This is a genomic window from Hymenobacter mucosus (assembly GCF_900188255.1).
Classification (GTDB): Bacteria; Bacteroidota; Bacteroidia; order Cytophagales; family Hymenobacteraceae; genus Hymenobacter; species Hymenobacter mucosus.
Genome location: NZ_FZNS01000001.1, coordinates 364,615 through 391,044, shown reverse-complemented (window position 1 = coordinate 391,044; position 26,430 = coordinate 364,615). Strand labels below are relative to the sequence as shown.

General features: G+C 56.5%; 24 protein-coding genes. 9 read left to right on the top strand and 15 right to left on the bottom strand.

The window, feature by feature from the left end; translation table 11 throughout:
- Positions 1 to 15: 15 nt before the first annotated feature.
- Positions 16 to 618 carry a hypothetical protein gene (locus tag CHB83_RS01695; RefSeq protein WP_045688012.1) on the top strand — a complete coding sequence of 201 codons (603 nt, stop codon included), beginning with the start codon at positions 16 to 18 and terminating at the stop codon, positions 616 to 618.
- Between the two features lie 299 nt (positions 619 to 917).
- Here CHB83_RS01695 and CHB83_RS01690 read toward each other — a convergent pair whose 3' ends face one another.
- Complete coding sequence (locus CHB83_RS01690; protein WP_089331456.1) at positions 918 to 2,261, bottom strand: M23 family metallopeptidase; 1,344 nt, start codon at positions 2,259 to 2,261, stop codon at positions 918 to 920.
- Between the two features lie 223 nt (positions 2,262 to 2,484).
- On the opposite strand from CHB83_RS01690, the gene CHB83_RS01685 reads away from it, so the two are divergent.
- On the top strand, positions 2,485 to 3,339 hold the full coding sequence (locus tag CHB83_RS01685) for a hydroxymethylglutaryl-CoA lyase (RefSeq protein WP_089331455.1): 855 nt from the start codon (positions 2,485 to 2,487) through the stop codon (positions 3,337 to 3,339).
- Between the two features lie 102 nt (positions 3,340 to 3,441).
- Complete coding sequence (locus CHB83_RS01680) at positions 3,442 to 4,173, top strand: (Fe-S)-binding protein (RefSeq protein ID WP_055562409.1); 732 nt, start codon at positions 3,442 to 3,444, stop codon at positions 4,171 to 4,173.
- A gap of 656 nt (positions 4,174 to 4,829) precedes the next feature.
- Here the strand turns inward: CHB83_RS01680 and dapA are convergent.
- Entirely contained in the window at positions 4,830 to 5,699 is an 870-nt protein-coding gene (dapA, locus tag CHB83_RS01670; RefSeq protein ID WP_089331453.1) for a 4-hydroxy-tetrahydrodipicolinate synthase, read from the bottom strand.
- A gap of 125 nt (positions 5,700 to 5,824) precedes the next feature.
- Between dapA and CHB83_RS01665 the strand changes: the two genes are divergently transcribed.
- Positions 5,825 to 6,754: a polysaccharide deacetylase family protein gene (locus CHB83_RS01665; RefSeq protein WP_089331452.1), complete on the top strand. Its 930-nt coding sequence runs from the start codon at positions 5,825 to 5,827 to the stop codon at positions 6,752 to 6,754.
- 111 nt (positions 6,755 to 6,865) lie between these two features.
- Here the strand turns inward: CHB83_RS01665 and CHB83_RS01660 are convergent, their stop codons facing one another.
- The 4 genes from CHB83_RS01660 to CHB83_RS01645 all read right to left on the bottom strand — a co-directional run bounded on the left by CHB83_RS01660 (position 6,866) and on the right by CHB83_RS01645 (position 11,021).
- The gene (locus CHB83_RS01660) at positions 6,866 to 7,297 is read right to left on the bottom strand and encodes a rhodanese-like domain-containing protein (protein ID WP_089331451.1); all 432 of its coding nucleotides are present in this window, start codon (positions 7,295 to 7,297) and stop codon (positions 6,866 to 6,868) included.
- 52 nt (positions 7,298 to 7,349) lie between these two features.
- On the bottom strand, positions 7,350 to 9,488 hold the full coding sequence (gene ligA, locus CHB83_RS01655) for an NAD-dependent DNA ligase LigA (RefSeq protein ID WP_089331450.1): 2,139 nt from the start codon (positions 9,486 to 9,488) through the stop codon (positions 7,350 to 7,352).
- Between the two features lie 186 nt (positions 9,489 to 9,674).
- Complete coding sequence (locus CHB83_RS01650) at positions 9,675 to 10,181, bottom strand: DUF4920 domain-containing protein (RefSeq protein WP_089331449.1); 507 nt, start codon at positions 10,179 to 10,181, stop codon at positions 9,675 to 9,677.
- A gap of 24 nt (positions 10,182 to 10,205) precedes the next feature.
- Entirely contained in the window at positions 10,206 to 11,021 is an 816-nt protein-coding gene (locus CHB83_RS01645) for a TapB family protein (protein WP_089331448.1), read from the bottom strand.
- Positions 11,022 to 11,248: 227 nt separating this feature from the next.
- On the opposite strand from CHB83_RS01645, the gene CHB83_RS01640 reads away from it, so the two are divergent.
- The 3 genes from CHB83_RS01640 (at position 11,249) to CHB83_RS01630 (ending at position 12,646) form a co-directional block, all read left to right on the top strand.
- A complete protein-coding gene (locus CHB83_RS01640; RefSeq protein ID WP_045688003.1) occupies positions 11,249 to 11,488 on the top strand; it encodes a hypothetical protein in 240 nt (79 codons plus the stop codon).
- Positions 11,481 to 11,828 (top strand): hypothetical protein, encoded by a 348-nt coding sequence (locus tag CHB83_RS01635; RefSeq protein ID WP_045688002.1) that lies wholly within the window; start codon positions 11,481 to 11,483, stop codon positions 11,826 to 11,828. Before CHB83_RS01640 ends, CHB83_RS01635 begins: the two co-directional genes overlap by 8 nt.
- A 173-nt stretch (positions 11,829 to 12,001) precedes the next feature.
- Complete coding sequence (locus tag CHB83_RS01630) at positions 12,002 to 12,646, top strand: cytochrome c oxidase subunit 3 (RefSeq protein ID WP_045688001.1); 645 nt, start codon at positions 12,002 to 12,004, stop codon at positions 12,644 to 12,646.
- A gap of 93 nt (positions 12,647 to 12,739) precedes the next feature.
- Here the strand turns inward: CHB83_RS01630 and CHB83_RS23740 are convergent, their stop codons facing one another.
- Positions 12,740 to 13,036, bottom strand: a complete 297-nt coding sequence (locus tag CHB83_RS23740; RefSeq protein ID WP_179225425.1) for an energy transducer TonB — start codon at positions 13,034 to 13,036, stop codon at positions 12,740 to 12,742.
- Between the two features lie 274 nt (positions 13,037 to 13,310).
- Positions 13,311 to 15,557, bottom strand: a complete 2,247-nt coding sequence (locus tag CHB83_RS01620; protein ID WP_082455441.1) for a gliding motility-associated C-terminal domain-containing protein — start codon at positions 15,555 to 15,557, stop codon at positions 13,311 to 13,313.
- Between the two features lie 158 nt (positions 15,558 to 15,715).
- Between CHB83_RS01620 and CHB83_RS01615 the strand changes: the two genes are divergently transcribed.
- Positions 15,716 to 17,773, top strand: coding sequence for a M1 family metallopeptidase (locus tag CHB83_RS01615; protein ID WP_089331447.1), 2,058 nt, complete (start codon positions 15,716 to 15,718; stop codon positions 17,771 to 17,773).
- A gap of 93 nt (positions 17,774 to 17,866) precedes the next feature.
- Here CHB83_RS01615 and CHB83_RS01610 read toward each other — a convergent pair whose 3' ends face one another.
- From CHB83_RS01610 to CHB83_RS01600, 3 genes are all read right to left on the bottom strand, one after another.
- On the bottom strand, positions 17,867 to 18,502 hold the full coding sequence (locus CHB83_RS01610; protein WP_143436964.1) for a hypothetical protein: 636 nt from the start codon (positions 18,500 to 18,502) through the stop codon (positions 17,867 to 17,869).
- A 199-nt stretch (positions 18,503 to 18,701) separates the two neighbouring features.
- Complete coding sequence (locus CHB83_RS01605; protein WP_089331445.1) at positions 18,702 to 19,142, bottom strand: DUF2147 domain-containing protein; 441 nt, start codon at positions 19,140 to 19,142, stop codon at positions 18,702 to 18,704.
- A gap of 655 nt (positions 19,143 to 19,797) precedes the next feature.
- Complete coding sequence (locus CHB83_RS01600; protein ID WP_055562404.1) at positions 19,798 to 20,316, bottom strand: C40 family peptidase; 519 nt, start codon at positions 20,314 to 20,316, stop codon at positions 19,798 to 19,800.
- A gap of 258 nt (positions 20,317 to 20,574) precedes the next feature.
- Here CHB83_RS01600 and CHB83_RS01595 point away from each other — a divergent pair, with 258 nt between their 5' ends.
- Entirely contained in the window at positions 20,575 to 22,383 is a 1,809-nt protein-coding gene (locus CHB83_RS01595; RefSeq protein WP_089331444.1) for a M61 family metallopeptidase, read from the top strand.
- A gap of 83 nt (positions 22,384 to 22,466) precedes the next feature.
- Here the strand turns inward: CHB83_RS01595 and CHB83_RS01590 are convergent, their stop codons facing one another.
- The 4 genes from CHB83_RS01590 to CHB83_RS23735 form a co-directional block, all read right to left on the bottom strand.
- Positions 22,467 to 24,401, bottom strand: a complete 1,935-nt coding sequence (locus CHB83_RS01590) for a KUP/HAK/KT family potassium transporter (protein WP_055562403.1) — start codon at positions 24,399 to 24,401, stop codon at positions 22,467 to 22,469.
- A gap of 113 nt (positions 24,402 to 24,514) precedes the next feature.
- Positions 24,515 to 25,288 (bottom strand): hypothetical protein, encoded by a 774-nt coding sequence (locus CHB83_RS01585; RefSeq protein ID WP_143436963.1) that lies wholly within the window; start codon positions 25,286 to 25,288, stop codon positions 24,515 to 24,517.
- Positions 25,289 to 25,301: 13 nt separating this feature from the next.
- Positions 25,302 to 25,931 (bottom strand): FKBP-type peptidyl-prolyl cis-trans isomerase, encoded by a 630-nt coding sequence (locus CHB83_RS01580; protein WP_089331442.1) that lies wholly within the window; start codon positions 25,929 to 25,931, stop codon positions 25,302 to 25,304.
- 254 nt (positions 25,932 to 26,185) lie between these two features.
- Positions 26,186 to 26,323 (bottom strand): hypothetical protein, encoded by a 138-nt coding sequence (locus CHB83_RS23735; protein WP_161806891.1) that lies wholly within the window; start codon positions 26,321 to 26,323, stop codon positions 26,186 to 26,188.
- Between the last annotated feature and the right edge of the window lie 107 nt (positions 26,324 to 26,430).

Below are 26,430 nucleotides of genomic sequence, written 5' to 3'. Positions count from 1 at the left end.
GTCGACTGTCCAACAATGAAAAAGCTTGTCCTCCCCACCACCTGCGCTCTGTTACTGCTGTATACCAGTTCCTGCATCAACACGGAGCGGGAAGTGGGGAACTCCAAGAACTCCCAGCAGATATTTTCTCCCTCCCCAGAAGGTAGCCGCAATCGGGTTTCGGAACGCACGGTGCTGCGCACAGTGAATACCACCCATTACTTCTCCAACGCCAAGACGAAGGACAATTTTATTCTGCAGTTGCGCGGGCCAAAGATTGCCACGGCGCAGGCGTACTTCATCATCGTGCGTAGTACCGGCGACACCTTGCGCAAGGAAGTGATGCCCGCTACTGCGCTTATAAACGAGCGTGACCTAGCCGACCCACGAGCCGCTACTGTCCGCGACAAGGAAATTGCCATTCTGCAGGGCATGAATTCCTTTTTTGCTACCGACCGGTTTGTGCAGCCTGCCATACCACGCACTTCCGCGCAGCCTGAGAATGTAGATGTACAATCGTGGAGCTCCGTGAAAGAAGATACCCGCTCTATCGGGTTTGACTACACCGCATCGGAAGGACGGGAGCGTCGGCTTGCTTTCTCGAAGAAGTTAGGTCGTGCGGTGATAGTTGCTGAATAAACTTGTCACTACTGCCAAACAAAAAAGGCCTCACCAGATGGTGAGGCCTTTTTTGTTACTTTCTAGTCAACTAGATAGCAGTAGATGCACTCGGCCCTTAGGTAGTAGGTTCTAGAAGATATGGCCTTGGGTTGCTGGCGAAACATAAACGCGGTGTACCTCTCCGTTGAGAAGTACACCGCGCTTTACTCCAATCACCGGGGCAAACCTACCAACCCGTACATGAACAAAACATGAAGCTAGCCTGGGGCATCAAAAAAGACCCTGATGAATAGCTAGAGCTAGGCCCTCCGGGCTGGCTATGATGCTACGGGAGCAAGCCACCCTACGCGCCCGTTGGGTTTGCGCACGAGACGGTAGCCCCCAAATTCGCCGATGACGGCGACACTCGTACGGGCTGCCAGCGTGTCTAGCGCGGGGGCATTAGGGCTAGGCAGGGCATACAAGTCGGCGGAATTTGGTAGTGCTTCCCGGCGCAGGGGAGCTGCCGTAAGCACGGCCTTCGCCGCTACAAAGCCGGTGCCGCCAGCTGGCAACTGCACCCGCAGCCAATCAGCGGTAGCTCCTAGTACCAACAGGGGGGTCGAGCGGGTAGCGGTGGTAAACGAAGTAGCCTTAGTGGTTGGGCTGTGGCGCAATCCTACCCGGGGTTCCCGAGCGCGCACCCACTGGCCCAGGCGGCTGGGCATGGTGCGAGGTGCCGGGGGCAGCACGTCGGCGTGGCGCACGAACGGGAAGGGGTCAACAGCGCCCTGGCCCGAACGATACACGCCGAAGTGCAAGTGGGGTGGGGTAGTGCGGGCATTGCCCGTGTTGCCAACGAGGCCGAGCGTGTCGCCTGTGCGCACTTGCTGGCCGGGCTGTACTAGCTGCTTATCGAGGTGGGCGTAGTAAATGTGCTGGCCATGCTCCGCATCAGCCAGCCACACCACGCGGCCCCCCAACTTGGTTTCATTGACGCGGGTGATATAGCCATTAGTGACGGCTACAGCCGGAGTGCCACGCTTGGCAAAAATATCAATGCCCTCGTGCCGGCGCGCGCCACCGTCGCGGGCCACCCCCCAGAAGCTACCCACAGCTACGTCGTTCTTCCCTTTCACAGGAAATCCCAAACTTGGCTCCCGCTGAATACGGACCGTGTAGCGCCCGGCGCGCAGCAGTTCTGGCTGCACCCGCAGCACATGCTGGCGGCTATCTTCGGCCACGTACCGGAAGGAAAGAGCAGCCGTATCAGCGGAGGCTAGCAGGCGCGGAGCGGCTTGCTGATCGGGGCGCAACTCAAAGGCATCCAGAAAAACACGCGGGGCTTCCGTGCCGGGTGCTAGCGTGAGGCTCACGTGAATAGCCTCGCCAGTGCGAACAAGGTAGCGGTAGCCCACTGCCACGGCGCGGTCGGCGGGGAAAAAGCCGCTTTCCTGGAAAGGCAGGCTAACCGTCAGCGAATCGCGCAGTGCTTGGTCGGCTGCCCGAAGCCAGTCGCGGCCCAGCGCGGTTTCGTCGAGGCGGGCTTGGCGCAAACGACGTTCGTATTCTTCGTGGGGGTTGGCCTTCTGAAAAATGCCCTGCAGGGTTTGTGACTGGCTACAGGCGGTTAGAAATAAGATAAGTAGAAAAGCAGGTAAGGCGCGCAGGCGAGGCAACATCGAACGGGAGTAAGTAGCAAAAGAGGTACCTAGTTAAACCCGAAGCCGGTAGGAGTAGTTCGGTATGCATACTATCTGTTGGGAGTAGGGCTACCTGCCTTGTACCAGGCATATAGTGGAGGCCAGCGGACTGCGGGTCCGAAGAGCTGTAATAGTTGGTACGCGCCCTAGGGCCAGGTTATCCTACCTTTGCGAAGCTCCATTTTCTACCCACCCGTTTGTTATGCTCCACCTCACCGAATGCCCGCGCGATGCCATGCAGGGCTGGTCGACCTTCATTCCCACCGCCGATAAAATAGCCTACCTCAATGCCTTGCTGCGAGTGGGCTTCGATACGCTTGATTTCGGTTCGTTTGTCTCGCCCAAAGCCATACCCCAACTCGCCGACACCACCGAGGTGCTGGCTGGCTTAGAGCTGAGCAAATCGACAACGCAGCTGTTGGCTATTGTGGCCAACCTGCGCGGCGCTGAAACGGCGGCTCAGTACTCCCAAATCCACTACATCGGTTTTCCCCTGTCCGTGTCGGAAACGTTCCAGCAGCGTAATACCAACAAAAGCATTGCCCAAGCCCTCGACGACGTGACCCGAATGCAGGAGCTGTGCGCCCGCAGTGGGCAGGAGCAGGTGGTGTACCTGAGCATGGGTTTCGGCAACCCCTATGGCGATGCCTGGAGCCCCGCCGTGCTGGGGGAGTTCACCCAGAAGCTTGCGGACTTGCGCGTGCGCAATGTGGCCTTGTCGGACACTATTGGCGTGTCTACGCCTGCCACGATTGGTCCGGCATTTCGGGAGCTTACGGCTGCCTTCCCCACCATCCGGTTTGGCGCCCACCTGCATACTACCCCTGGCAGCTGGCACGAGAAGGTGCAGGCCGCGTATGCAGCAGGCTGCCGCCACTTCGATGGGGCCTTGGGTGGCTACGGTGGCTGCCCCATGGCTGCCGACCAGCTCACGGGCAATATGCCCACCGAACGCCTCTTGGACTTCGCGCAGGAGGTAGGGCAGGCGCCTGGTTTAAACCTAGTAGCGCTAGCCGAGGCCCAAGAATGGAATCAGCGTATTTTCGCAGCGCATTAAGCTTACTTTGTTTTTGAATGGGGGAGTGCGCCGAAAAGGAGCCCTTTGCAACGTACGAACGGCTGCCCTCTACTTAGGCCAATCCTCTGAATTTCTTTCCTCATGCCAGCCGTCGACCTGTTTATTCCCTGCTTTGTAGATCAACTTTTCCCCCAAACGGCCCTAAACATGGTGAAGGTGCTAGAGGCTGTGGGCTGCGAAGTGCACTACAACGCTAACCAAACCTGCTGCGGACAGCCGGCTTATAATGCGGGCTACAAGGAGCAGAGCTGCGAGGTAGCCCGCAAGTTTCTCTCCGACTTTCCAACCCAGGAGGAACGCTACATTGTGAGCCCCTCGGCTTCCTGCATTGGCATGGTGCGCAACACCTACGCCGATTTATTTGAAGGTACCGCTGATGCCGCCCGCTACCACGGAGTGCAGCGTCGCGCCTTTGAATTGACCGAGTTTCTGGTAGATGTGCTGGGCGTAACGTCCATTCCCAAGGCGCGCCTCACCGGCAAGTACACCTACCACGACTCATGTTCGGCCCTGCGCGAGTGTGGTATCCGCGAAGCACCCCGCCAGCTTCTCGATGCTATTCCTAGCCTAGAGCGCCTGGAAATGGCCGAAACGGAAACGTGCTGCGGCTTTGGTGGCACCTTTGCCGTGAAGTTTGAGGCCATATCCGTAGCCATGGCTGAGCAGAAGGTGGAGCATGCCCTTGCCACCGGTGCCGACTACCTCATTAGTACTGATACAAGCTGCCTCATGCACCTTGATGCTTACATCCGCCGGGAGAAAAAGCCCATCAAAACCCTGCACGTGGCAGATGTGCTAGCCAGCGGCTGGTAGTCAGTGAGGAAAAGTTAGCTTCTGTTTACCGGTAGGGCTAGTTATCATCACGGAAAGCGTATCAGACGAAAAGGCAGGAATAATAGTCACATCGGTTACAGCGGTGGGCTCATCCAGGGCCACTTCGTCCCGGTTCACGGTGCCGTGATGTTTCTCCAGTGCTAGTCCTGCCGGGGTTATCAGCGCTACTTGAGGAGGCGCTAAAAAACCTTTGGCGGCTGCGCGGAGGGAGCAATCAGCACTGGAGTAAAATTCGGTGCTGGGCAGAAAGACCAGAATAGGCAGGGAAACAAGTGAAAAGCATATTCGGTCCAGGAAGTAAGATCCGGCTAATAAACCAGGGTATAAAAACCAGCCCCCAAAGTATAGCCTGCTACTTGTCCGGAGGTGTCGGCGGCGGATGGTAAAATAGCTGCCGCCAGCAAGCCAAGCTAACCCGAAGGGAATAGCATCTGCCCATTGGCTCCGCAGGGAAACATTAAACAGTTCGAAAGCTGCCAGCTGCAGCACAGAGAAGCCCCAGCCACCCAAATGAATCCACTTGAGTAGCTGGGGCTTTTGCTGAATGGGCCGATATCGATATCTGCTACTAGCAAGCATCGGCGCGTAAAAGCCAAGCAGGCAAACAGGTAGCAGGTAAGAGCTGAAAAGCTCGCTCACACCAGCTGCCCTATCCGTTGCTTCAGGCTCTCGGAGCCTTCTACCAGGGGTAGGCGCACGGCGTCGGCGCAGAGGCCCTGGGCGGCCAGGGCAGCTTTCACGCCCACGGGGTTGCTTTCCTCGTACATTAGGGGGTTCAACCCCACGAAACCGAAAAGAAGCTGGCTAGCTGCTTGAAAGTCGCCGGCCAGGGCATATCGAGTCATGTCGGAGAAGCGGCGCGGGAAGGCGTTGGCCAGCACCGAAATGATGCCCACGGCGCCAAAGCTAATGAGTGAGGTTGTCATCATATCATCCCCCGAAATCAGCAGGAAGTCGTCGGGTTTGCCGGCGGCAATGGCGATGCACTGCTCCAGGTTGCCGCTAGCTTCTTTGGTACCAATGATGTTGGGATGCTTTGCTAACTCCAGGGTAGTAGTCGCCGTAATGTTTGAGGCTGTGCGGCCCGGTACGTTATACAGCAACAAGGGCACGGGCGAGGCGTCGGCGAGGCGCTGGTAGTGGGCAATAATGCCCGCCTGGCTAGGCTTATTGTAGTAGGGACTAGCCGATAGGATAGCCGTAATACCTTCCAGATTAGTTGCGCGAATGGTAGCTTCTACCCCAGCCGTATCGTTGCCTCCGATGCCGTATACCAGGGGGACGCGGCCCGCTACGTGCTCTTTCGTTACCCGTAGAATTTCAGCTTTTTCTTCCGAGCTGATGGTCGGCGATTCGGCAGTAGTACCGTTGATGACGAGGTACTCCACGCCGCCTTCCAAGGTGAAATCAATCAGGCGGCGCAGGGCCGGGTAATCTATAGCGTGGTCGGGGGTGGGAGTGAAGGGAGTAACGAGAGCTACACCAGTGCCACGGAGTTTGTCCATGCGGGAAATTAGCGGTTGATTTGTAAGGGGAAACCCGCCGCAAAGGTACACTACCAACGGCGAAGGTTGACCCGCTTCCTTTCAAAAGTACGGTGCGGTTTGCGCCAAGCCGCCTTATCTCCCGCATGAACTTTACGCATTACTCTTTGCTGGCCGCTACTGCGCTGGCAACCCTCAGCATCCTGCCTGCCTGCAATGATGCTAAAACCGCAGCCGCCTCCGAAAACAAGGCAGTAACCCTGGGCACCGCCACCGACTCTGCCGAAACGGCCACCATCACGACGGCTGGTACAGCCACGGCCGCTACGACCAACAATGCTGGTAGCCCCGCTACTATTCCGGCTACCGAGCGGGCCGATGCCGCCACTATTACGGCGCGGCCTCAGGTGCCCATTCTATGCTACCACCAGATCCGGGATTGGCGCCCGCGCGACTCGAAGGGCGCGAAGGACTACATCGTGCCGGTGGAGCAGTTTAAGGCTCAAATTAAAATGCTGGCCGATTCGGGCTACCACACCATTCTACCCGATCAGCTATACGCCTACCTGACCACGGGTGCGGCCCTGCCCAGCAAGCCGGTGATGCTAACGTTCGACGATACCGACCTCGACCAGTTCACCATTGCCAAGCCCACCTTGGATAAATATGGCTACAAGGCCGTATACTTCATTATGACGGTAAGCCTGGGCCGCCCCAACTACATGAGCAAGGCGCAGGTGAAGCAGCTTTCCGACGAAGGCAACATCATTGGCTCGCACACCTGGGACCACCACAACGTGAAGAAGTACCAGGGCCAAGACTGGGTGACGCAGATTGAGAAGCCTACCAAGCAACTAGAAGAAATCACGGGCAAGAAAATCAACTACTTCGCCTATCCCTTTGGCCTTTGGAACCCCGAGGCTATTCCAGAGCTGAAAAAGCGTGGCATGGACGCCGCCTTTATCCTCGCCGAAAAGCGCGACCAGCAGGACCCCTTGTATACTATTCGTCGCATCATTGCCAGCGGCTATTGGAGCCCCCGCACCCTGCACAATAGCATGGTGAACAGCTTCTAGGTTTACCGACCAGACCGTACTGTCAAAAAGAAAAAGGTCTGTTTCTGGTGCCATGAGGGCATCGGAAACAGACCTTTTTGGTAGGGGCGAGGCTAACTTGGCAAAAGGTGCCTACTTTTTTACCCCACCTTTTAGCAGCGTGGTGTAGGCTCCCGCGTTGATGAGCTGCTCGAACCCTTTATCCTGCATCAGTAGGATGGTTTTGCTGCTGCGGTTGCCGGAGGCGCAGTAGATAATATAGGATACTTTCGGGTCGAGCTGGGCTACCAGGGTAGAAAAATCGGCGGCGCGGAAGTTAAGATTTTGCGCCCCAGGCAAGTGACCCGCGGCATACTCTTCAGGGGTGCGCACGTCTAGCAAAACTGCACCGGGCTGCAGTAGCGCTTTTTTTACTTCCTCTACTGCCACAATAGGCACCGTCGGCGGCGTACTAGTAGCAGTGGGAACTGCCGGAGCAGTAGTTTGAGCTAACGTAGACAGCGGCGCCAGCAAAATACCAGCACCAAAAAGCAAACGAAATACCATACGAAACGAAGTGAGCATGACAGGCTTGTGCCAGGAGCTGTACAGATCCTATACCTGCCTTAGTGTACGATTAGAACAAAGACCCTTGCTGCCCAGGGTTAGTTTCCGGCGCTGTGGTAGGGGCGGACGGAGTTGGTGTATCAATGCCAGGTAGAACATCCTCCGAAGCGCCGCCAATGGCCTCAGTTGCTTTGGGTAGCATTGCCAGCAGTTCAGCCTCCGTAATGATGGGCACCTTTAAATCCGTGGCTTTCTCGCGCTTGGCGGGGCCCATTTTGTCGCCGGCTACTAGGTAGCTGAGTTTCTTGCTGATGCTACCCGTTACTTTGCCGCCGTGCTGCTGAATCAGGTGTTGCAGTTCCTCGCGGCTGTGTTCCTCAAACACTCCCGACAGTACAAACGTGAGGCCCACTAGCCGGTCGCTGGCTGCCTGGGGTGCTTCGCCCGTGAGGGCTAGTTGCACGCCCGCTGCGCGCAGTCGTTCAATCATGGCTCGGTTTTCGGTTTCCTGAAACCACGCCGCTACGGATTCTGCAATAACACCGCCTACCTCGGGAGTAGCAGCAAGCTCCGTCACAGACGCATTTTCCAGCGCCTCAATAGTGCGGTAGTGAGTTGTCAGCTTTTCGGCCACGGTTTCCCCCACGTAGCGGATGCCCAGTCCAAACAGTACCCGCTCGAAGGGGACCTGCTTGCTCTGCTCTAGGCCGGTCATCAAGCGCTGCACTGACTTTTCGCCCATGCGCTCAAGCTGAGCCAGCTCAGTGGCTTTGGCGGGTAGGTCGTACAAGCTAGCAGCGTCGGATACTAGGCCTAAATCAAAGAAACGACCCACCGTTTCGGCACCCAGCCCATCAATGTTCAGTGCCTTGCGCGACACATAGTGTTCCAGCTTGGCCTTCCGCTGAGGCGGGCAGCCCCGGTCGTTGGGGCAGCGGAAGTGCGCTTCGCCCTCGGGCCGGATAAGAGGCGTGCCGCAAGCCGGGCACTCGGTAGGATATACAATCGGCTGGCTCTCGGCCGGGCGGGCAGCCAAGTCAACACCCGTAATCTTGGGAATGATTTCGCCACCCTTTTCCACAAATACCATGTCGCCAAGGCGCAAGTCGAGGGCGGCAATTTGGTTGGCATTGTGTACGGAGGCACGCTTTACGATGGTACCTGCCAGGGGTACGGGGTCTAGGAGGGCTACCGGGGTGACGGCGCCCGTGCGGCCTACCTGGTACTGAATGGTATGCAGCCGGGTACGGGCAGCCTCGGCGGGATATTTGTACGCAATAGCCCAGCGCGGACTCTTAGACGTGAAACCCAACAGCTCTTGCTGCCGAAAATCGTCTACTTTAATTACAATCCCATCGGTAGCCACGGGCAGCGTAAAGCGCTGCTTGTCCCACTGATGCACGAAATCCAGCACTTCTTCAATGGAATGACACTGGCGCCACGTATCGGACACTGGGAGCCCCCAGGTGCTCAAGGCCTGGAGGGAAGCACTGTGAGTGGGAAAGATGTTTCGGCCCGGCATCAGAAAGGAGTAGGCGAAGAAGCGCAGCTTGCGGGCCGCAACCAAAGCCGAGTCCTGGAGCTTGAGGGCCCCGCTAGCGGCATTCCGGGGGTTGGCTAATAAGGCCTCGCTATTGGCTTCACGTTCAGCGTTCAGCTCCGCAAACACCGGCAGGGGCATGAATATTTCGCCGCGCACTTCAAACTCGGCGGGTTGGGTAGGACCCTCCGTACGTAGGTGGAGGGGAAGGTTTTTGATGGTGCGCACGTTGCTGGTTACCACGTCGCCGCGGGTGCCGTCGCCGCGGGTAACGCCCTGCGTGAGTTGGCCATCCTGGTAGGTCAAGCTCATGGCTACACCATCAAACTTCAGCTCGCAGACGTAGGCGTAGTCGGCACCTTCTAAGCCCCGGCGTACCCGCTCATCAAACTCGCGGAGGTCAGCTTCGGAGTAGGTATTGCCTAGGCTGAGCATGGGGTAGCGGTGCTCGGCCGTGGGAAATTGTTTGGTGATAGTGCCACCCACCCGCTGCGTGGGCGAGTTGGGAAGGGCAAACTCGGGGTATTGTTTTTCCAGCGCCTGCAACTCGGCCAACAGGCGGTCAAACTCCTGGTCGGGTATCTCGGAGATGTCGCGCTGGTAGTACTGGTAGTTGAGGTGGTGAAGGCGCTCGGTGAGGGCGGTGATATGCTGCTGAACGTCGGACATGACAAGCGTGGGGGTTGGGGCTGCAAGCTACAAACTACGCGCCTTTCCAAGCAGGGCGTAGTCAAGGCTTAAACGGCGTCAGCCGTATTGGCGCTGCCTAGTTGGTTGCGAGAAGGTAAAATACAAGAGCCCCGACAACCTGCCGGGGCTCCACATACCTAGTCTAGGTGCTAGGCGGTGCTGCTTTTATTCAGTTACTAGTACGCCGTCGGCTTCAAAGTTCAGTTGGTGCTCCGGCTGGGTAATGGCTGCCACCTCCTGCTTTGATTTGCCGGCGTCTTTGGCGTAGTGCTGTAAGTCTTCTACGGGCACTGTTTCGCGGTGGGCCCAGCCATTTATAATCACAGTTTTGCCGGCAATGTCTTTGGGAACAAAGAAGGCATAGTCCTTAAAGCGCACCCGCATATCCTGGCCTTCCGAAGTTTTCAGCGTGAGCCAGCAGCCTTTGGCCTGACACACGGCATCGGCAGTGCCCACTAGCTTTACCTGCGCCGAATCCTTATTGCCGAGTAACTGGTTGAGAGCCGATAGAGGCTGCGCGCCTTCTGCGGTAATGGCAGCGCCGTACGTTTTGCCGCTCGTACCAGCGGGAGTGGTAGCGGCTGTTTCAGTGGGCTGGGTAGTCGGCGACGACTGGCAGGCCGCACCACCAGCCAGCAAGGTGCCCGCGAGTAAGTAGTTGAAGAGCTTCATATTGCATGCAATTAGAAACTCAACTTACGACTTTTTGCTCTTGTACTTCTCTTTTACTTTGAGTTGCTGCTCGGGTTGGGCCGCCGTTTTGTTGATGGTGGTGAGCAAACGAACCTGCTCTAGCTTGCCATTTTTCCCATACACCTCCGTCTTGACCAGCCCTACGGCGGGGGAGTAGTAATCTACGGTGCGGTTTACGGTGCGCATGACCATATCAGCCCGGGCAGCAGTGGCGCTTTCCCGTTCCGACTCCACTTTGTAACACTCAAATGTACCAGCCGGCGTGGTTACGGATTCGGTGCCCGTAATGCGCCGCTTTTGCACGCGGGTATACACCTGAGCAATATCCACGGCCGTGCTGCTTACTTGCACAGTAACGCCGCCCCCGGGCAGGGTGCTACCCACAGTGGGCTGATTTGGCCACGCCAGTGGAACAGGTGCATACGCAAACCGCCGGTCGCGGAAGGAGCGGAGGCTCTCGGGGTTTAGCTCACTGGTACCATCTGTGAAACTCGTGTCTTGGCGGCACAGGTACGTGACGTCTTGCAAGCGCAATAGCCTGTTCTTGGTATCGTAGAGGCCACTTTTTAGTAGCACCGTGTTCGTTGTAATGGTTTGCTTCTTGTTCTGTTCCGAGCCGAGCAGCACCACCCGGTTGCGAATAGTACCCGCCGCTTTCCCATCAGCATCTTGAAGCTGGTACACCACTTCCATATTGTCGTAGAGCCCAAAGGGATGAGTGCAGTCATAGGCGGTAGGCGCCTGGGCGTGAGCAGCAGCAGGGGGTAAAAGAGGCAGCAGCGCACATACGCTGGCAGCAAAAAGCGGGGAACGGGTCATGAGAAAGAGGGCAGAAAAAGATGGGCAAATTGCCGCACGCACATACGAAATCCGCAGCGCCTAAGGTTGTGCTTACTGCTTAGCTTACACCAGCAAAAGCACGGTGTCAGCTCTTGCAAAGGTCTTGCCAGGGCCGCGGGGGTAGGGCGGAGGCATTCGTTCGCGTAACTTGCGCCGCGCTCCAACGTTGTCTAGAGTGCCTAGTTTGTCCCTTAATTCTCCCTCTTATGCCTGACGCTAACCAACCAACTTCCTGGGCCGACACGGCTGCTTCTTTGCTTTCCAAGCTTTCCGGTGGCGTTGAGCTGTCGTTGAACTTCGACCAAATGGAGCTGCAAATGCCTAATGCTCAAAATCCGGCGGCTCCTACTACGTTTCGGCTAAACGGGGCCCTGCGTATTCGCACCCGCGGCGAAAACCCCGCAGCAGGGGCGTCGGCAACTCCAGCTCCCAAGCCCCTTGGCTAGTGGCATAGAGCTGGAAGCGCGGCTGGTTATTACGTTTGATGGGGATGATATTCAAGTAGCGGCGTCTGGTGGCTATCTGATTATCAACCTGCCCAGCCAGCGCGTACTCGATAAGCTTACCAGTGGCCCACCCAAAGACCCAAACGCCCCGCCTAAGCCTAAAACTGGCCCCCGTATTGACCCGTTGCAGCAGCTAAACGACTTGGCCTTGCAGCTTGGGCTTGTTCTGGATTTGCGGGTAGCTGGCAAAACGCACGTAACGTTCGGCGCGGGTCGCTCGGCCAAGATCACCATCAACGCAGTGTTAGGAAAAATAGGGTCGTTTTTTCGCGCCGATTAAGGCTGGAAAAGCCCCGAATCTTACGGATAACTCAGGCGAAAAAGCGTAGTCGGTGGCTGGTATTTTGCGTATCTTGCTGAAAGGCCCAGGATACTGGTAGTGCCCTGACGGGCTGGAACTAATGGGCTTCGGAATGGTTTGCTTATACGCACGCAGCCCTTTTTTTCCACTCAATGAATTCTGATAAAGAACGCAAAGATAAGGTCGGTGCCGGCCGTCCTGCTTCCACCTTCCAGCGCATTGAGCGCATGCCTTCCTTGCTCATGATGCTGTACCTAGGGCTCGGCGGCATTACGGTGCTGTTTGTAGCACTGGTAGCGGCGTATGCCAAGATGCGCTACGATAGTAACTCCCCCACGGAGTTATACCCCTTGCCCCGTACGTTTTCCTTGAGCACGATTGTTTTGCTAATCAGTAGCTACGTAATCAGCCAAGCCAAGCGGCTCTATCAGCAAGACGACCTCGCAAATCTTGCGCGTTGCTTGGGCGCTACGCTACTACTTAGCTGCGTATTTGCAGGGTTACAGCTACTTGGTTGGCGCGAGCTACTACAGCACGGCGTAGCCATGGACGAATTAGCTAGCGGTACGTTTCTGTACCTAATATCGGGGCTGCACGTAGCGCATTTGCTAGGTGGTATGCTGTTCCTGCTGGCTCTGCTCTTGCGCACCATACACGCCTCCCGAGACGGGGTACGTACGCTAGTGTTTATCCGAAACCCCTACCGCCGCCTGCAGCTACACATGATTACCATATATTGGCATTTCATTGATGTGCTGTGGGTCGTCTTGTTCGCAACTTTCCTTTTTCTGTACTAAAGCTTAAAGAAGCTACAAATCTCAAAGCCAAGGCCCCGCTACCTATTTGGTAGCGGGGCCTTGGGCTATAAATCACCTGGGCTGGGTGCCAGCCTAATTAGGTTGGGCGCTGAAGCTAATCGGAACAGTCAGGTACACGGGTACCGGCCGGCCATTTTGCTTACCTGCCCTGAAAGCGGGTAGGGCCTGTATCGCCCGCAAAGCCTCTTCGTCGCAACCTGAGCCAATACCTTTTTCGATTTTTGCATTGCGCACAGCCCCGTCTTCTCCTACTATAAACTTCACGAACACCTTGCCTTCTACTCCATCTCGCAAGGCGGCAGCAGGGTAGCGCACCTGGCGTGTGATGTGCGCTAGTAGGGCTTGCATACCGCCCGGAAATTCAGGCATTTGTTCTACAAACGTGTAGGCTTTCTCTTCTGCAACTTCAGCTGCTGCCTTCGGCTGCTCAGCAGGTTCTGCAAGGGGCACTAGGTCGGAACTGCTCTGCGGTGGTAGATCAGGGGACGCTTCTGGTGGGGTTGGCGCCTGCGTGCTAGCCACTTCGTCCCGAAAGATAGAATGGGAGCCGGATTCGCGACAGCTACTAACCAGCACGCAGGTTGTTAGTAAAAAGGAAAGTATGCGGGTATGCTTTATCATACTGGGTAGTGTCCGCTCAGGATTAAGGAGCAATGGTGATAGTGCCTTTGTAGCGCTTTTTGTTGGTGTATTCTACTAGATAATAGTACACGCCGGGTGGCAGGCCGCTGCCGTCCCAGCGAAAACTACGGCTGCCCGACTGATACACCTGGTTGCCCCAGCGGGTGAATATTTTCACTCCGGCAAAGCGTGCGTCGCAGAAGTCGGGCGGCAAGTGCACCTGCACGTTATCTAGCTCGAAGAAGTCGTTTTTTCCGTCTCGAGTAGTGGGCGTGATAATATTGGGCGGCAGAAAGCGCATGGTATCCGGGCTAGTGAGCACAAACCGGACTGTGCGCGTTTGAGGCTGCGGGCGGCAGGTAGTTTCCTGAAGCTGAAACGTGACGGTTAACCCATCTTGCCGCGCAGCCTCACAGTCGGCAACCCAGCGGAAGGTAGCGGCTGCCTGCCCAGCCCCGTTGCGCGGGGTGAAGGTCATGCCCGCGGCTGCCAAATCGAACCCCTGGCCCGCGGCCGACAGCGCAAGCAGGTCTTGGTCGGCATCAAGGCCCTCAAAAGTCGCTTCATACACGCCGTTCAGCGGAACCTGAATGACCACTGGCGGCGCCGTGGGGCCGGTAGCAACTGGCAACGAGGAGGTGAGGGTAGGAGCAGCGTTCTGGTACTCTACCTGAATAGGTACTACTACCGACGTGGTTTTTCGCTCACCGCAGAGCATACTTACGGCGGTAAACTCAAACTCATACAAGGGCTTATCGACGGCTGCACAGTCTACGCGCCAAGTAAAGCGGCCGGTGTGCTGGTTGCCGTTGCTGGCTTGCGTGAGTTGGGCGCCCAGACTAGTTGCCGAAAAGCCCTTACCGATCATTTCTAGGGTTAGCGGATCGTTTTCCGGGTCGGTGGCTGTCAGGTCAAACGTCACCAGGTCGCCGGGCCGGACGCGCAAGGGGCTAGCCGCCGTAGTTCGCAGCACGGGCGGGCCATTGGGGTCTGGTATTGCCGTGAAGGCTACCCGCACCGTGTCGCGCTTGGGTAAGCTACAGCCATTGTCGGCCACTATCACGTCCAGCAAGTACACCTTGCCTTTCGTGTCCAGGCACGAGGGAAAACATAGCTGCGACACAATGGTATCGGGTACGCCAGCGGTGTTTACCGTGCCTTGCAGTACGCTTAGCGTGGGGAGGGGCGCGCTGAAGTTGATAGGATTAAGCGAAAGCGTAAGCGCCGACGTTGGGTCGGAATCGGTAAAGCTCAGGCGGAAGCAGCGGGGCGAACTAGGCGTCAGGCGGAGGGTGTCGCGGCCAACCACGTAGGGTAGGGAGCGGCCAGGCATCTGCACAAGCACCTTGGGCCGGGAGTTGGTGGCGCAGGGGATGACTTTGAGCTGAAAGTCGCGCCGCACCTCTCCAAGCTTTACCCCATCCCGATACTCTGAGCACTTAATGCCGAATACAAACAACCCTAGTTGGGTAGGACGCACTTCCAAGCGCCCGGTTTGTCGTCCAATGGTTAGCGTGGGGTTGCCAGGAATCTGGTTGGTAGTTGAAAGCCCCGAATTCCAAACCACGTTGGTATAGGGAGCCGAGCTGGCCACAGTTGGCTTCGGGTCGAAGGTGCTGGAACGACCATTGAGGGGCGTTACCAACTCATATACCAGGGAGTCTTTGTCGGCATCCTGCCCGCCGAAGTTATAGTAGAATAGTTCTCCCCGGCAGGCATAGTCGCTTAGGGCCGGGAATATGCGCGGCGTAGAATTGATAAAAGGCCGCCCATTGCGCACTACGGCCGGAAACTCTAAGTAGAAGGTTTGCGCGGCGTTGCCAGGAACCTGAATATTGCTGATGCCATTATTGCGGCAGCACCTCTCTACGGCCACGTAGTAGCCGGCGGGGTCATCATAGGTAGCATCGGGGAGGGAAACCCGCTGCGCGTATACCAGCCGTCGCGTAATCAAGGAGGGAGACGTGCAAGCTGGGTTGGTGTAAGATACCAGCGTGTTGGTGGTGAGCGGTAGCGTCACGTTCTGCATACGCCGGTTGGTGCTCTTGGAAAAGATGCTGGCCACCAAGTCGTCATCTAGAGCGCCCGCATTGCCGTTTACGGCGTCGAAGTACAGGTTTAGAGTCAGCAGGTAGGTATTGCCGTTCTGGTACTGCAGGTCTAGCTCGCCGCCCACAATGTGGGTAGCGCGGGCGGCTGGGCCCAGTAAACACAACAGCAGCACCAGCAGCAAACCTGCTCGGAGTCGCTGAGGAGTAGAAATAGACATTCTATAGACGGGCGGTTTAGGTAGTGGGAAAGTGGAAAGATACGAACTGCCTAGTCGTATCCCTCAGGTTTGGCAACCCAAATTCCGAGCTGTCTGCGTACCTTTCGTATACCTTCTGCCACCTGGCTTCAAGATGGGTTTTGCTGTTGTTACTTTCTATGCGACAAGTGTTTATGTTTGCTGCTGGCCTGTTGCTGGCCCTCGTCTATAAACAGGCTCCGGCCCAGATTCCGGCTTACCGGGCCCGACCGGCCGACGTGAATGGCTCAGTGGCAGAACTGTGCGCACGCGTGCGTACGGCCGGCGCCGAGCGCCCCGGTTTTGCTACCGTGAGCCACCGCCAGAAAATGGCCCGCTACGACGTGAGCTACTACAAGCTCAACATCAGCCTCGAAAACAACTCTCGCAGTGTGAGTGGGGTAGTTACCATCCGTAGTCGGGCCCTGGTCAGTAACCTCGACTCGGTGGCCTTCGAGTTGTATCCTGCCCTGGTCATCGACTCGGTGGTAGTAGATGGGCAGCGCAGCCCAGGCTGGCGCCGACAAGAAGGCGACGTGACGGTTGGTTTGCGTCGGGCAGTAGCCGCCAATACGTTGTTTAGTACCCTAGTATACTACCACGGTACGGCTCCTAACGGCAGCGCGGCTGCCATCGGCAACGCGCTAGATACGGGGGTAGACCCCAACTTTGGGGTGAGCTGCACGTGGAGCTTATCTGAGCCCTACCATGCCTACGAGTGGTGGCCCTGCAAGCAAGTTTTGACTGACAAGGCTGATTCCTCCGATGTGTGGGTGACGACTACGGCGCTTAATAAAGTAGGCTCCAATGGAATACTTGCCCGCACTGTAGCCCTCCCCAACGGTAAGGTGCGCTACGAATGGAAATCTCGCAAACCCATTGACTACTACTTGATTTCGGTGGCTGTGGCTCCCTACACGGAGTATGTGAACTACGCCAACCCCGCTGGCGGTCCTCGCATTCCCATTGTCAATTACGTGTACAACCAAGATGCACTTGCTTTCTACCGGACAGAAATTGACCGGACACCGGGCTTTATTGACTATTACTCCAGCTTGGTAGGCCTATATCCCTTTGCCACCGAGAAATACGGCCACGCTATGGCACCTATCGGAGGCGGTGTGGAGCACCAAACCATGACCACGCAAAGTGAATTTAATTTCACCCTTACGGCTCACGAGCTGTTTCACCAGTGGTTTGGCGACAACGTAACTTGCGGAGCCTGGGAGGATATCTGGCTGAATGAGGGCTTTGCATCCTACGGCGAGTACTTGGCGCTGAATCGTTTTTCGGGTGCCAGCGCGGCCCAGCAGTGGATGGACAACGCTCATTTCGTATCCATGAACATCCGTAATGCAAGCACGGGCGTCTGGGAAACGGCCCCGGGAGGTAGCATCCGCGTGTCGGACACAACCAGCGTAGGCCGTATCTTCAGCTCTCGGCTGAGCTACAAGAAAGGCGCCGCTGTCGTTCACATGCTGCGCTACTTGCTCAATGACGACACGAAGTTCTTCCGCGCGCTGACTACCTACCAGAACACCTATGCCGGGCGCACAGCCCGCACCGCCGACCTACAGCGCATTTTTGAAGCTGAGGCGGGCCGCTCTCTACAGTATTTCTTTGACCAGTGGTATCGGGGTGAAGGCTTCCCCACGTTTGCCGTGCGTTGGAACCAAGTTGGCAGCAGCATCTACCTGCAAACTACCGAAACTCCCTCCATGCCAAGCGTTACGCCCTTGTTCGACACAGAGCTGGACTACCGCTTCACGTTCACAGATGGCACCACACGTACTGTGCGCCAACGGCAAAGTCAACTTGTCGCCTCCTTCGGCCTAACGGACGCGCGCACCGTCAGCAGCATTACTATCGACCCCGATCAGTGGGTGCTGAACGGAACCGCTGGCACCGTGGAGCGCGATAATGCTCTGGTGCTTGCCACGCGCCAAGCTGCGGCCTCTGTACCCATTACAGTATTCCCAAACCCGTGCCGCAACCAACTTCGCCTGGCCGACTTCACCGCGGCTCGGGCCCATGCGGAAGTGCGTGATGCCCTGGGCCGGATAGTGCTGCGTCAGGCAGTGACCAGTACGGCACCCCTACTAGATACGCGCCACCTAGCTCCCGGCTGGTATCACTTGCGCCTCATAACTCCCGATGGCAATGTATCGCAGGCCCGCTTTATTCGCGCAGCCGAGTAGGCAGTCATCTCTATTGGCCCTCACACAAAACGACCCTTCCCGCGCTAGTGCGAGAAGGGTCGTTTTGTGTGAGGGGTAAGCTTAAGGCCTACTTCACGGCTTGGTGTACTTTGTAATGAGCTTTTGCACTTCTGGCGGCGCATCGGGTAGCTTAAACAAAGCTTCCATTAGTTCATCGAAGCTATGCGGCGGTGTGAAAATATCGTTGTCATACGGGTTGCAGAATATGCGTATGAAGCCCGGCTGGTTGTTAATACTCATCAAATCTACCATGATGGTACCAAACCGTTGGTTGCAACGCCCAGTAGCCGTACAGTCGCGCGGTTGAGGTTTGAGAAAGTGCTTGGCTACCGTTTCCGTATACGAGTCGTGGCGCCGGCTACGCTGATCCGAAGTAGCTAGGTTGTAACCCAGGGCTATAACTCGGTCGCGGAGGAAATCGAACAAGTGGCGGAAGTTGCCCGGCCCAATACTCGGATGGTAAAAGAAGAGTGCTCCTTGCCGGCCCTCTTCCTGGAGCAGCTCTACTCGCCACTGCGGGTTAGGCAGGCCCGCCTTCGCATAGTGATACGCCTTAAAAAACGGCCCCATCCAGTTCAGATATACCTGGTCTTGCACCCATTGCTGGTGCGCATGCTCCTGCGAAGCGCTACGTTGCAGTGGCTGCCAGCTACCTGATGGGGCTGGGGGAGGCGCCGTGGAAAGAAGTCGTTTTAGGAAAGTAAACAAGGTAGGTGGTGTTTCAGGGGGAACACCGGGGGCCGCAAATAGTTTCGCGGAATGTAGCGCTTCGGTTTGCTTTTGAGCGTGAAATACCGCCGTCAGCAAGCTCGTTCTACTTCGGAAGTATAATGGTCTGCACACCAAAAAAAGCGACGCCTCCCGGTCAGGAAGGCGTCGCCACAAAAAGGAGTATCAGACCCAACGACTACTTCACGCGAGTCCAGGTTTGTGACCTGCCAATGAGCGAGAAGCCGATGTAGCCTTTCACTTCCATCGTATTGGCGTTCATCATCTTCATGTAGCACGAGTAGGTCTTGCCGCTTTCGGGGTCATAGATTTTGCCATCGTCCCACTTATCATCACTATCGTACTCAAACCCCTGCATAAATACCATACCCAGGCGGGTACGGCTGCGCAGCTTGGGGTCGGGGTTCATGGTATCGGTTTTGGGCTTGCCAGTTTTAGGGTCGTTAGGAACAGTTAGGCTCACAATCTTTCCGCACAGCTTATTGCCGCACTGGTAAATTTCAAACGTCGCTTTCTTTTCAGCGTTGGTCCACACACCGAGGGGGGAGAGCTTTTGGGCCGAGGCCATACCTACTAAGCCCAACAGTAAGGCAAAGCAGATAAATACGGTTTTTTTCATGGTAATAGGAGAATGAGAGTGGGTTTTGTGGGAAAAAGATAGGACAAATACTGTGGAGTGCCAGTGCCCGACCCAAGATTTACCTTGGAGCAGTAAGGCAACTTTAGGGCCAGAGAAAAAATGAGAAGGCGCGTAAATTTTTACAGCGGTTTTTAGTGCCTGATGCTCAGATGCATGGAATAAAAGTTAGGCCAGGGGCCTAAATAAAGGGGTTTTTATTTTGAACCATCCTGCCGGCTTTTAACTTTACCTACCGTAGCGAGTGCTACAGCCCCCGCCAAGCCGCCCTAAGGTGCTGGGAAGCGCGGCCGGGGTTATGTCGGATCTAAAGAAAGGAGGTACAAAATGTCTAGTAGTCCCAAACAAATCCTGCCAAGCCTGTCGAATGTAGTCCGCTTCACCGCCGGACGCGCTTAACAACAGCTTTCGCGCGGAACTCGCTTCTATTCTAGCAGTTCCCGCATTCTGGCAAGGTCTTACTTGATAAGTAGATGATGGGGCTGTACCCCAGACTCATCGCTTGGTAAGATTTGAAGGATTAGATGCCCGGTTCGCCCAGCAGCCTTACCATAAGGTCTGCATAGGCGGCCGGGCATCGCTCTTTTATACCTAGGGCATCGTGGCTACTAAAGACAGCACAAGTAGCAAACTACCGCTACAGTACCCGTCGGATCTGCATGAATCGGCGCTCATAATCGGTGCCTTCCACTTGGCTGATCTTCACCCCTGACTCGCGGCGAGCAGAAGAGGAATGCACAAATCGGATGGGCTGGCCCACCGAAGAAATAACGATGCCGGCGTGCCCAGGAGTAGTAGAAGTGCTGGCAGTACCCGTGAATACCACAATGTCGCCGGGGCGGGCTTCTGCGCGAGCCACGGCCCGACCCGTGGAGATAAGCAGCGCTGTGGAATGGGGCACCGGTATTTTGTAGTGCGCAAACACGTAATTGACAAAGCCGGAGCAGTCGAAGCCCGTTTCGGGAGTGCTACCGGCGTAAAAATAGGGGGTTCCGATCTGGCGAAGCGCAAAAGCTACTATACTGTCGGCGCGCGGGGTGAGCCGCGTGGAAGTGACGTACGCTACCCGCTGCACTGGCGTGGGGGGTATGCTAGCAACTGCTGGTGAGGGCGAAGGCGGCGTATGAAAATGATTCCAAGCCAAACGGCCGAGCATGCCGGATGCTAAGAGTAGAAAAACAAGCCAAACGTAGCGCATAACAGACCAAAAGCAACAAGCCCGGAAATTGCTCTCGTAACGGCGGAGCTAGGGCACGGGTTCCGGCCTAGCGCACCAGATTAGTTGAGTAGGCCACTGGTTTTTCGGGCGCTGGTTTGCAGCCTCGGTGGGTTTTCCCCGTTCTTTGGCTCCTGGGGCACACCTGGGCCCCACTCCGAAGCTTCGTTTCTCATCACCTCACTCTTTCATTACCTCATGCTTCAATCTCGTACCCGCCTGTGGCTGGCGGCCGGGTTGGCACTAGCGGCCGGCTCCGTTGGGTCGGCTGCGGCGGCCACACCTACCTTGCGCTACACGCTTTCCATGCCCGCTCCTCAAACGCACTACTTTGAAGTAGAGATGACGCTGGGAGGTTTCAACAAGGCATATACCGACGTAAAAATGCCTGTGTGGGCGCCTGGTTCCTATCTGGTTCGGGAGTTTGCCAAAAACGTGGAAGGCTTTGAAGCCGCGGCTGGTAGTGAGAAGCTACGTACCGAAAAGGTAACCAAAAACACGTGGCGCGTTTACCATCCCAAAAGCAAAGCCTTCACGGTGCGCTACCGGGTGTACGCCTACGAACTGAGCGTGCGCACCAGCTTTATTGACGCGGCTCACGGCTACCTCAATGGCACCAGCGTGTTTATGTACCCCGCCGAGGGCAAGCAGTTGCCTAGCACGTTGGAGGTGCGGCCGGCCCAAGGCTGGACGCAGGTAAGCACCAGCCTAAAGCCAGCCGGAGGCTCGTTTACTTTCCGCTCTTCTAATTACGATGAGCTGGCGGATTCACCCATTGAAATCGGCAATCAAAAGATCTACACCTTCACTGCGAATGGCACGCCTCACACGGTGGCAATGTTCGGCGACCCCAAGGTAGATGAGACCCGCCTGACGCGCGACATGCAGCGGGTATGCGAGGAGGCCCAGCGGGTAGTAGGGCAAAACCCCCTGGACCGCTACGTATTCATTGTGCACAACATCGACCGGGGTACGGGTGGCTTGGAGCACCTATTTTCTACCACGCTGTCAGTGTCGCGCAACGCCTACTCTTCGGAGGCAGGTTGGAAGGGCTTCCTCGGATTGGTAGCCCACGAATACTTCCACTTGTGGAACGTGAAGCGCATCCGCCCTATAGCCCTGGGCCCATTCGATTACGACAACGAAAACTACACCCGCATGCTGTGGGTGAGCGAAGGCGGTACGGAGTATTTCTCTAACCTAATTACGCAACGCGCCGGCTTCCTGAGCCCCGACGAGTACCTCGGCGACCTAAGCAATGGTATCAACCGGGTGGAGAATACTCCGGGCAACAAGCAGCAGTCGGCAGCCGAATCGAGCTTTGATGCTTGGATTAAGTACTACCGCCCCAACGAAAACTCGGTGAATACGGGCATCAGCTACTACGATAAAGGGGAAGTGATTGGCGCCGTGCTTGATCTGATGATCATCAACGAGACCAAGGGCCAGAAGCACCTCGACGACGTGATGCGCTACCTCTACGACCGGTATTACAAGCAGCTAGGCCGCGGCTTCACCGATGAGGAGTACCAAGATGCAGTAGCCAAAGTTGCGGGTCGCCGCTTCGACGACTTCTTCCGCCGCTATGTGTACGGAACCGAAACGCTACCCTACGAAACCGCGCTGGGCTATGCCGGCCTAAACCTGAGCGTAACGCCTGCCCCTACCACCGATGTGGCCTTGGGCGCGGGCATCAGCCCTGCGGGTGGCAAGCAAACGGTAACTAGCGTGTTGCGCAACGGTAGCGCCTGGCAGGGTGGCCTGAGCGTAGGCGACGAGATTCTGGCCGTTGATGGAGTTCGGGTGACTGACGACCCGAACAAGCTCCTGACCAGCCGGGCCGTAGGCTCTACCGTGAAGTTCTTGGTGAACCGCGACGGCCAGGTGAAAGAAGTAAGCTTCCCTCTGCTGGCTGCTACAGCCCGGCGTTACCGCATCGAGCGGCAGGCCAACCCATCGGCGGAGCAGCAAACAGTGCTAGCTAAGTGGCTGCCCGTACGCCGCTAATTCAGCTCAGCTAGACGTCACCAAAAAGCCCCGCCCGGACATTCCGGGCGGGGCTTTTTGGTGACGTCTAGCTGAGCTGAGTCTTATTGTACGCGCTTCAAAGCTACGTCGCGCACGGGCGTAATGACGAGCGGCACCTTCTCTACTTTCACAGAGCTGGTATCAAGGCCGAAGTACTTGTCTTCAGAAGCAATAAACTGCTTGATGTAAAAGTACGCCTGCATTACGAGCTTCTCTACCAGCGGGAATTCATTTTCTACCGATAGGAACTTCTCTAGTACCACAAAGCGGAAGTCGCCAGTAACATGCTGCTTGCTCAGGGACTCGTAACGCGAGGTAATATCCACCTCTTTGTTGCGCACTAGGTCTTCTACCACCTTACGGAAGTAGAGGTTAATGCGCTGCTCTACCCGGAAGCCCAGGCGGAATGTAATACGGAATGCGTCGTCGTGAGCTAGTTCTACCACTTTGTATTCCATGGTATACGGCTCATCGGTGGTGTCTACGTGCACAAACCAGTAAATGTCGGCTCGCTTCGGGCGCTTCTGGAAGATGGAATAGATGATTTTCGACTCGATTTCCGTGGCCCGCTCTGCCGAGGTCATGAACACTAGGTGCGTGGAGTACTTCGGCACCGATTCGTCGTTGGAGAGTTGCTTCAGCGCATCCATGTACGGATCAATCTTGACGAATTCTGTCAAGCGACGCTTGATGAAGTAGGCTCGCAGCCACACGTACATTACCGTAATCAGGCACAAGCTAATGGCCACCGACACCCAGCCGCCGTGGGGAAATTTGATGAGGTTGGCTACTAGGAACGAGCCTTCAATCAGACCATAAACTACCAAGAACAAAACCACCAAGGGCAGGGGTACACGCTTGGTACGCAGCCACATGGAGAGCAGTAGCGTAGTCATGAGCATGGTGATGGTGATAGCCAAACCGTAGGCCGCTTCCATGTGCTCAGAGCGCCGGAAATATAAGACAACCCCAATGCAGCCCAACAGGAGCAGGCGGTTCATGCTAGGTACGTACAGCTGACCCTTTACGTCAGTAGGGTAGTTCAGGCGTACTTTGGGCCACATATTGAGGCGAATAGCTTCTGCTACCAGCGTAAACGAGCCCGTGATGAGAGCTTGTGAGGCAATGATGGCTGCAATAGTAGCTATACCGATGCCGATGAGCAGAAACCAATCGGGCATCAACTCATAGAAGGGGTTGCGTTTGTTTAGCTCTTGACCTTGGTGGGCAATCAGCCAGCCGCCCTGGCCGAAGTAGTTAAGCAGCAGGCAGAGCTTCACGAAAACCCAGCTGATGCGGATGTTGCCCTTGCCGCAGTGGCCCAGGTCGGAGTACAACGCCTCGGCTCCGGTAGTACACAGGAACACCGAGCCCAGCAGCCAGAAACCGCCGGGCCGATTGGCTAGCATGTTGTAGGCGTAGTAAGGGTTTAGCGCCTTCAGAATCTCAGGGTGCTGTAAAATACCGTACACGCCCAAGGCCGCCAGCATGGAAAACCACAGAAACATAATGGGGCCGAAGGCCTTGCCCACGATTTGCGTGCCGAAGCTTTGCAGTAAAAACAGTAGCACTAGGATAGCAATTACAATGGGTACCGTCTGGATGTGAGGGTACACTGCTTCCAGTCCCTCTACTGCTGAGGATACGGATACTGGCGGCGTAATAACGCCGTCGGCCAGCAGGGCCGCGCCCCCAACAATGGCAACTGCCGAGAGCCAGGCGCCTCGGCGACGCACTAGGGCGTACAAAGAAAAAATGCCACCTTCCCCGTTGTTATCGGCATTGAGCGTCAGCAGCACGTACTTGATTGTCGTCTGCAACGTCAAAGTCCAGAACACACACGAAATGCCCCCATACACGAGGTCAGCTTCGATGAGTCCTGGTACAATGGCTTTCATCACGTAGAGCGGAGAGGTTCCAATGTCGCCGTAGATGATGCCCAGGGCAATGAGCAAGCCAGCCGTAGATATGGCGGTGTGCTGATGTTTGGCTTCCATGAGAGGAGTAAAAAAGGAAGAATAGGCAGTTAGAATCGGGCCAAAGGTAGGCGATGGGCGCGAATAGGCTTGGGCGGGCTTACGCAGCCTGCCCGGAAAAGTGTCGGCCTAGGCTAATGAGTGAGAGCAGAATCTTGCCCGGAAGGGGAGGTAGGCGGCGCAGCTACCGGGGCGTTGGTAGCTAACCAGTAGGCGGCATCAGCGGCTGCCTCATCGTGGCGCTGGCGAATACGGCGGTTTGCTTCCGTGGCTAGTTGCTGCCAGCTTTGGGCCGCACCGGAAAAGGCAAAGTACGCAGCCTCGCGGCCTGGCCGATGCAAACGCCAGCGGTTGGTGCCGCGCATCCCCCAGGCCAGCAACAGAGCGCCCGAGGCCATACCCAAGGCGGCCGAACCCGTGTGCAGCCAGTTTTGCAGAAAGCCCAGCATGAAGCCAGCCAGTGTGAAGCAGCCCAGCAAAAACCACAGCAACCAACGGACGGGCTGCACGTCCACGCCTGCCAGCTCCCGCCACCCGAACGTCTGCCCTTGAATCTCCAAGGCGTCGTTGGTAAGACTCAGGCGCCCGTCCTCACTCCGTACTAGCGCGAATACTTCCGGTGGAGGTGGGAGCAGCGGCCGAAACCCAAGCTCTGGTATCGGTTCATTAGCATAGCCCTCCGGTACTGATGCCGCTGGCATGGGAGTGCCAGTAACAGCTGAGGGGAGTGGCTCCGCAGGCGCAGCCTTTTGCTGCTCTGGGATGCCCGGCGTATCTGGTGCTGCCCCGGTAGGCGCTGGTGAGAAGGAGTGGGGTGCGTCTGACATAGCCAGAAAAGCCCCGCCGACGGTGGAAGTGCGCGTCCAGCGGGGCGGGACGATGGTTCCGGGCGTCAGCGGGGCTTTCACGGATAAAAGCGAATTAGTTGTTAACCTTCAGCAGCTCTACATCAAAAATGAGGGCTGTGTCGGGTCCGATGTCGCGGCCTGCACCACGGCGGCCGTAGGCCAAGTCCGAAGGGATGTAGAGGCGCCACTTCGAGCCTTCGGGCATCAGCTGAAGTGCTTCAGTCCAGCCAGCAATTACTTGGTTCACACCGAAGGTAGCGGGTTGGCCGCGCTGGTAGCTGCTGTCGAATACCGTACCGTTGATGAGGGTGCCGTGGTAGTGCGTCGTTACCGACGAGCTGGAGCCAGCTTTCTTGCCCGTGCCTTCCGTCAGTACTTCGTACTGCAGGCCGCTGGGGAGGGTAGTTACGCCGGGTTTGTTGGCGTTTTCCTTCAGGAAGGCTTCGCCTTCCGCTTTGTTGTTGCTCATAGTAGAGGGGTCTTGGTTGTCGTCGTCATCGGCGCCGCCTAGCTGCTCTTGCAGCTGCTGCATGGCGCTTTGCATTTGTTCCGGGCTCAGGCGGCTCGGCTCGCCACCTAGGGCTTCCTTCATGCTTTGGGCCAGTACATCTACGTCCAGGTCCAGGCCCTGTTGGGCGAAGTTGCGGGCCATGTCGCGGCCGATGATGTAGCTGATCTGCTCTTTCAGGCTGCTCAGATTCATAAATCACGGATTGTTGCTGGTAAACCGGCTCGGCTGACTTTCGTTTGCGGGCCTGTGCAACAGCATTTGAAAAGAAGAATAACGGTCCACCGCGGACCGCTGCTGTGAAGTACCGAAAACGGCCGCGAATGGATGTGTTTTTTTTCAGAGCCGAAGGCTAACCTATTGATTCAGAATCCCGGTTTCTTCCCACCCATAAACAAAACGGACTCCGCTAGGGGCGGAGTCCGTCGAAAAAACAACGTATCAGCTGCTTAGCAGAAGTCTAGCTCTTCCTCGTCGCGCAGGTCGAAAAATAAATTCAGGTCTAGTACCTGAGCCGCTAGGTAACCCAGCGAACCAAGACCGCCAAGAAACAACAGCGAGGAAACAGCAGCAGTGCTCTTTTTCATAGTACAGTATGTAGGGTAGTGCAAGTCAGATTGTTGCATGCAAATGTACAACATAAGTTGTATAAAAGTGTTATGCAAGCATCATATTTTTGTTGGGTTACTATTAC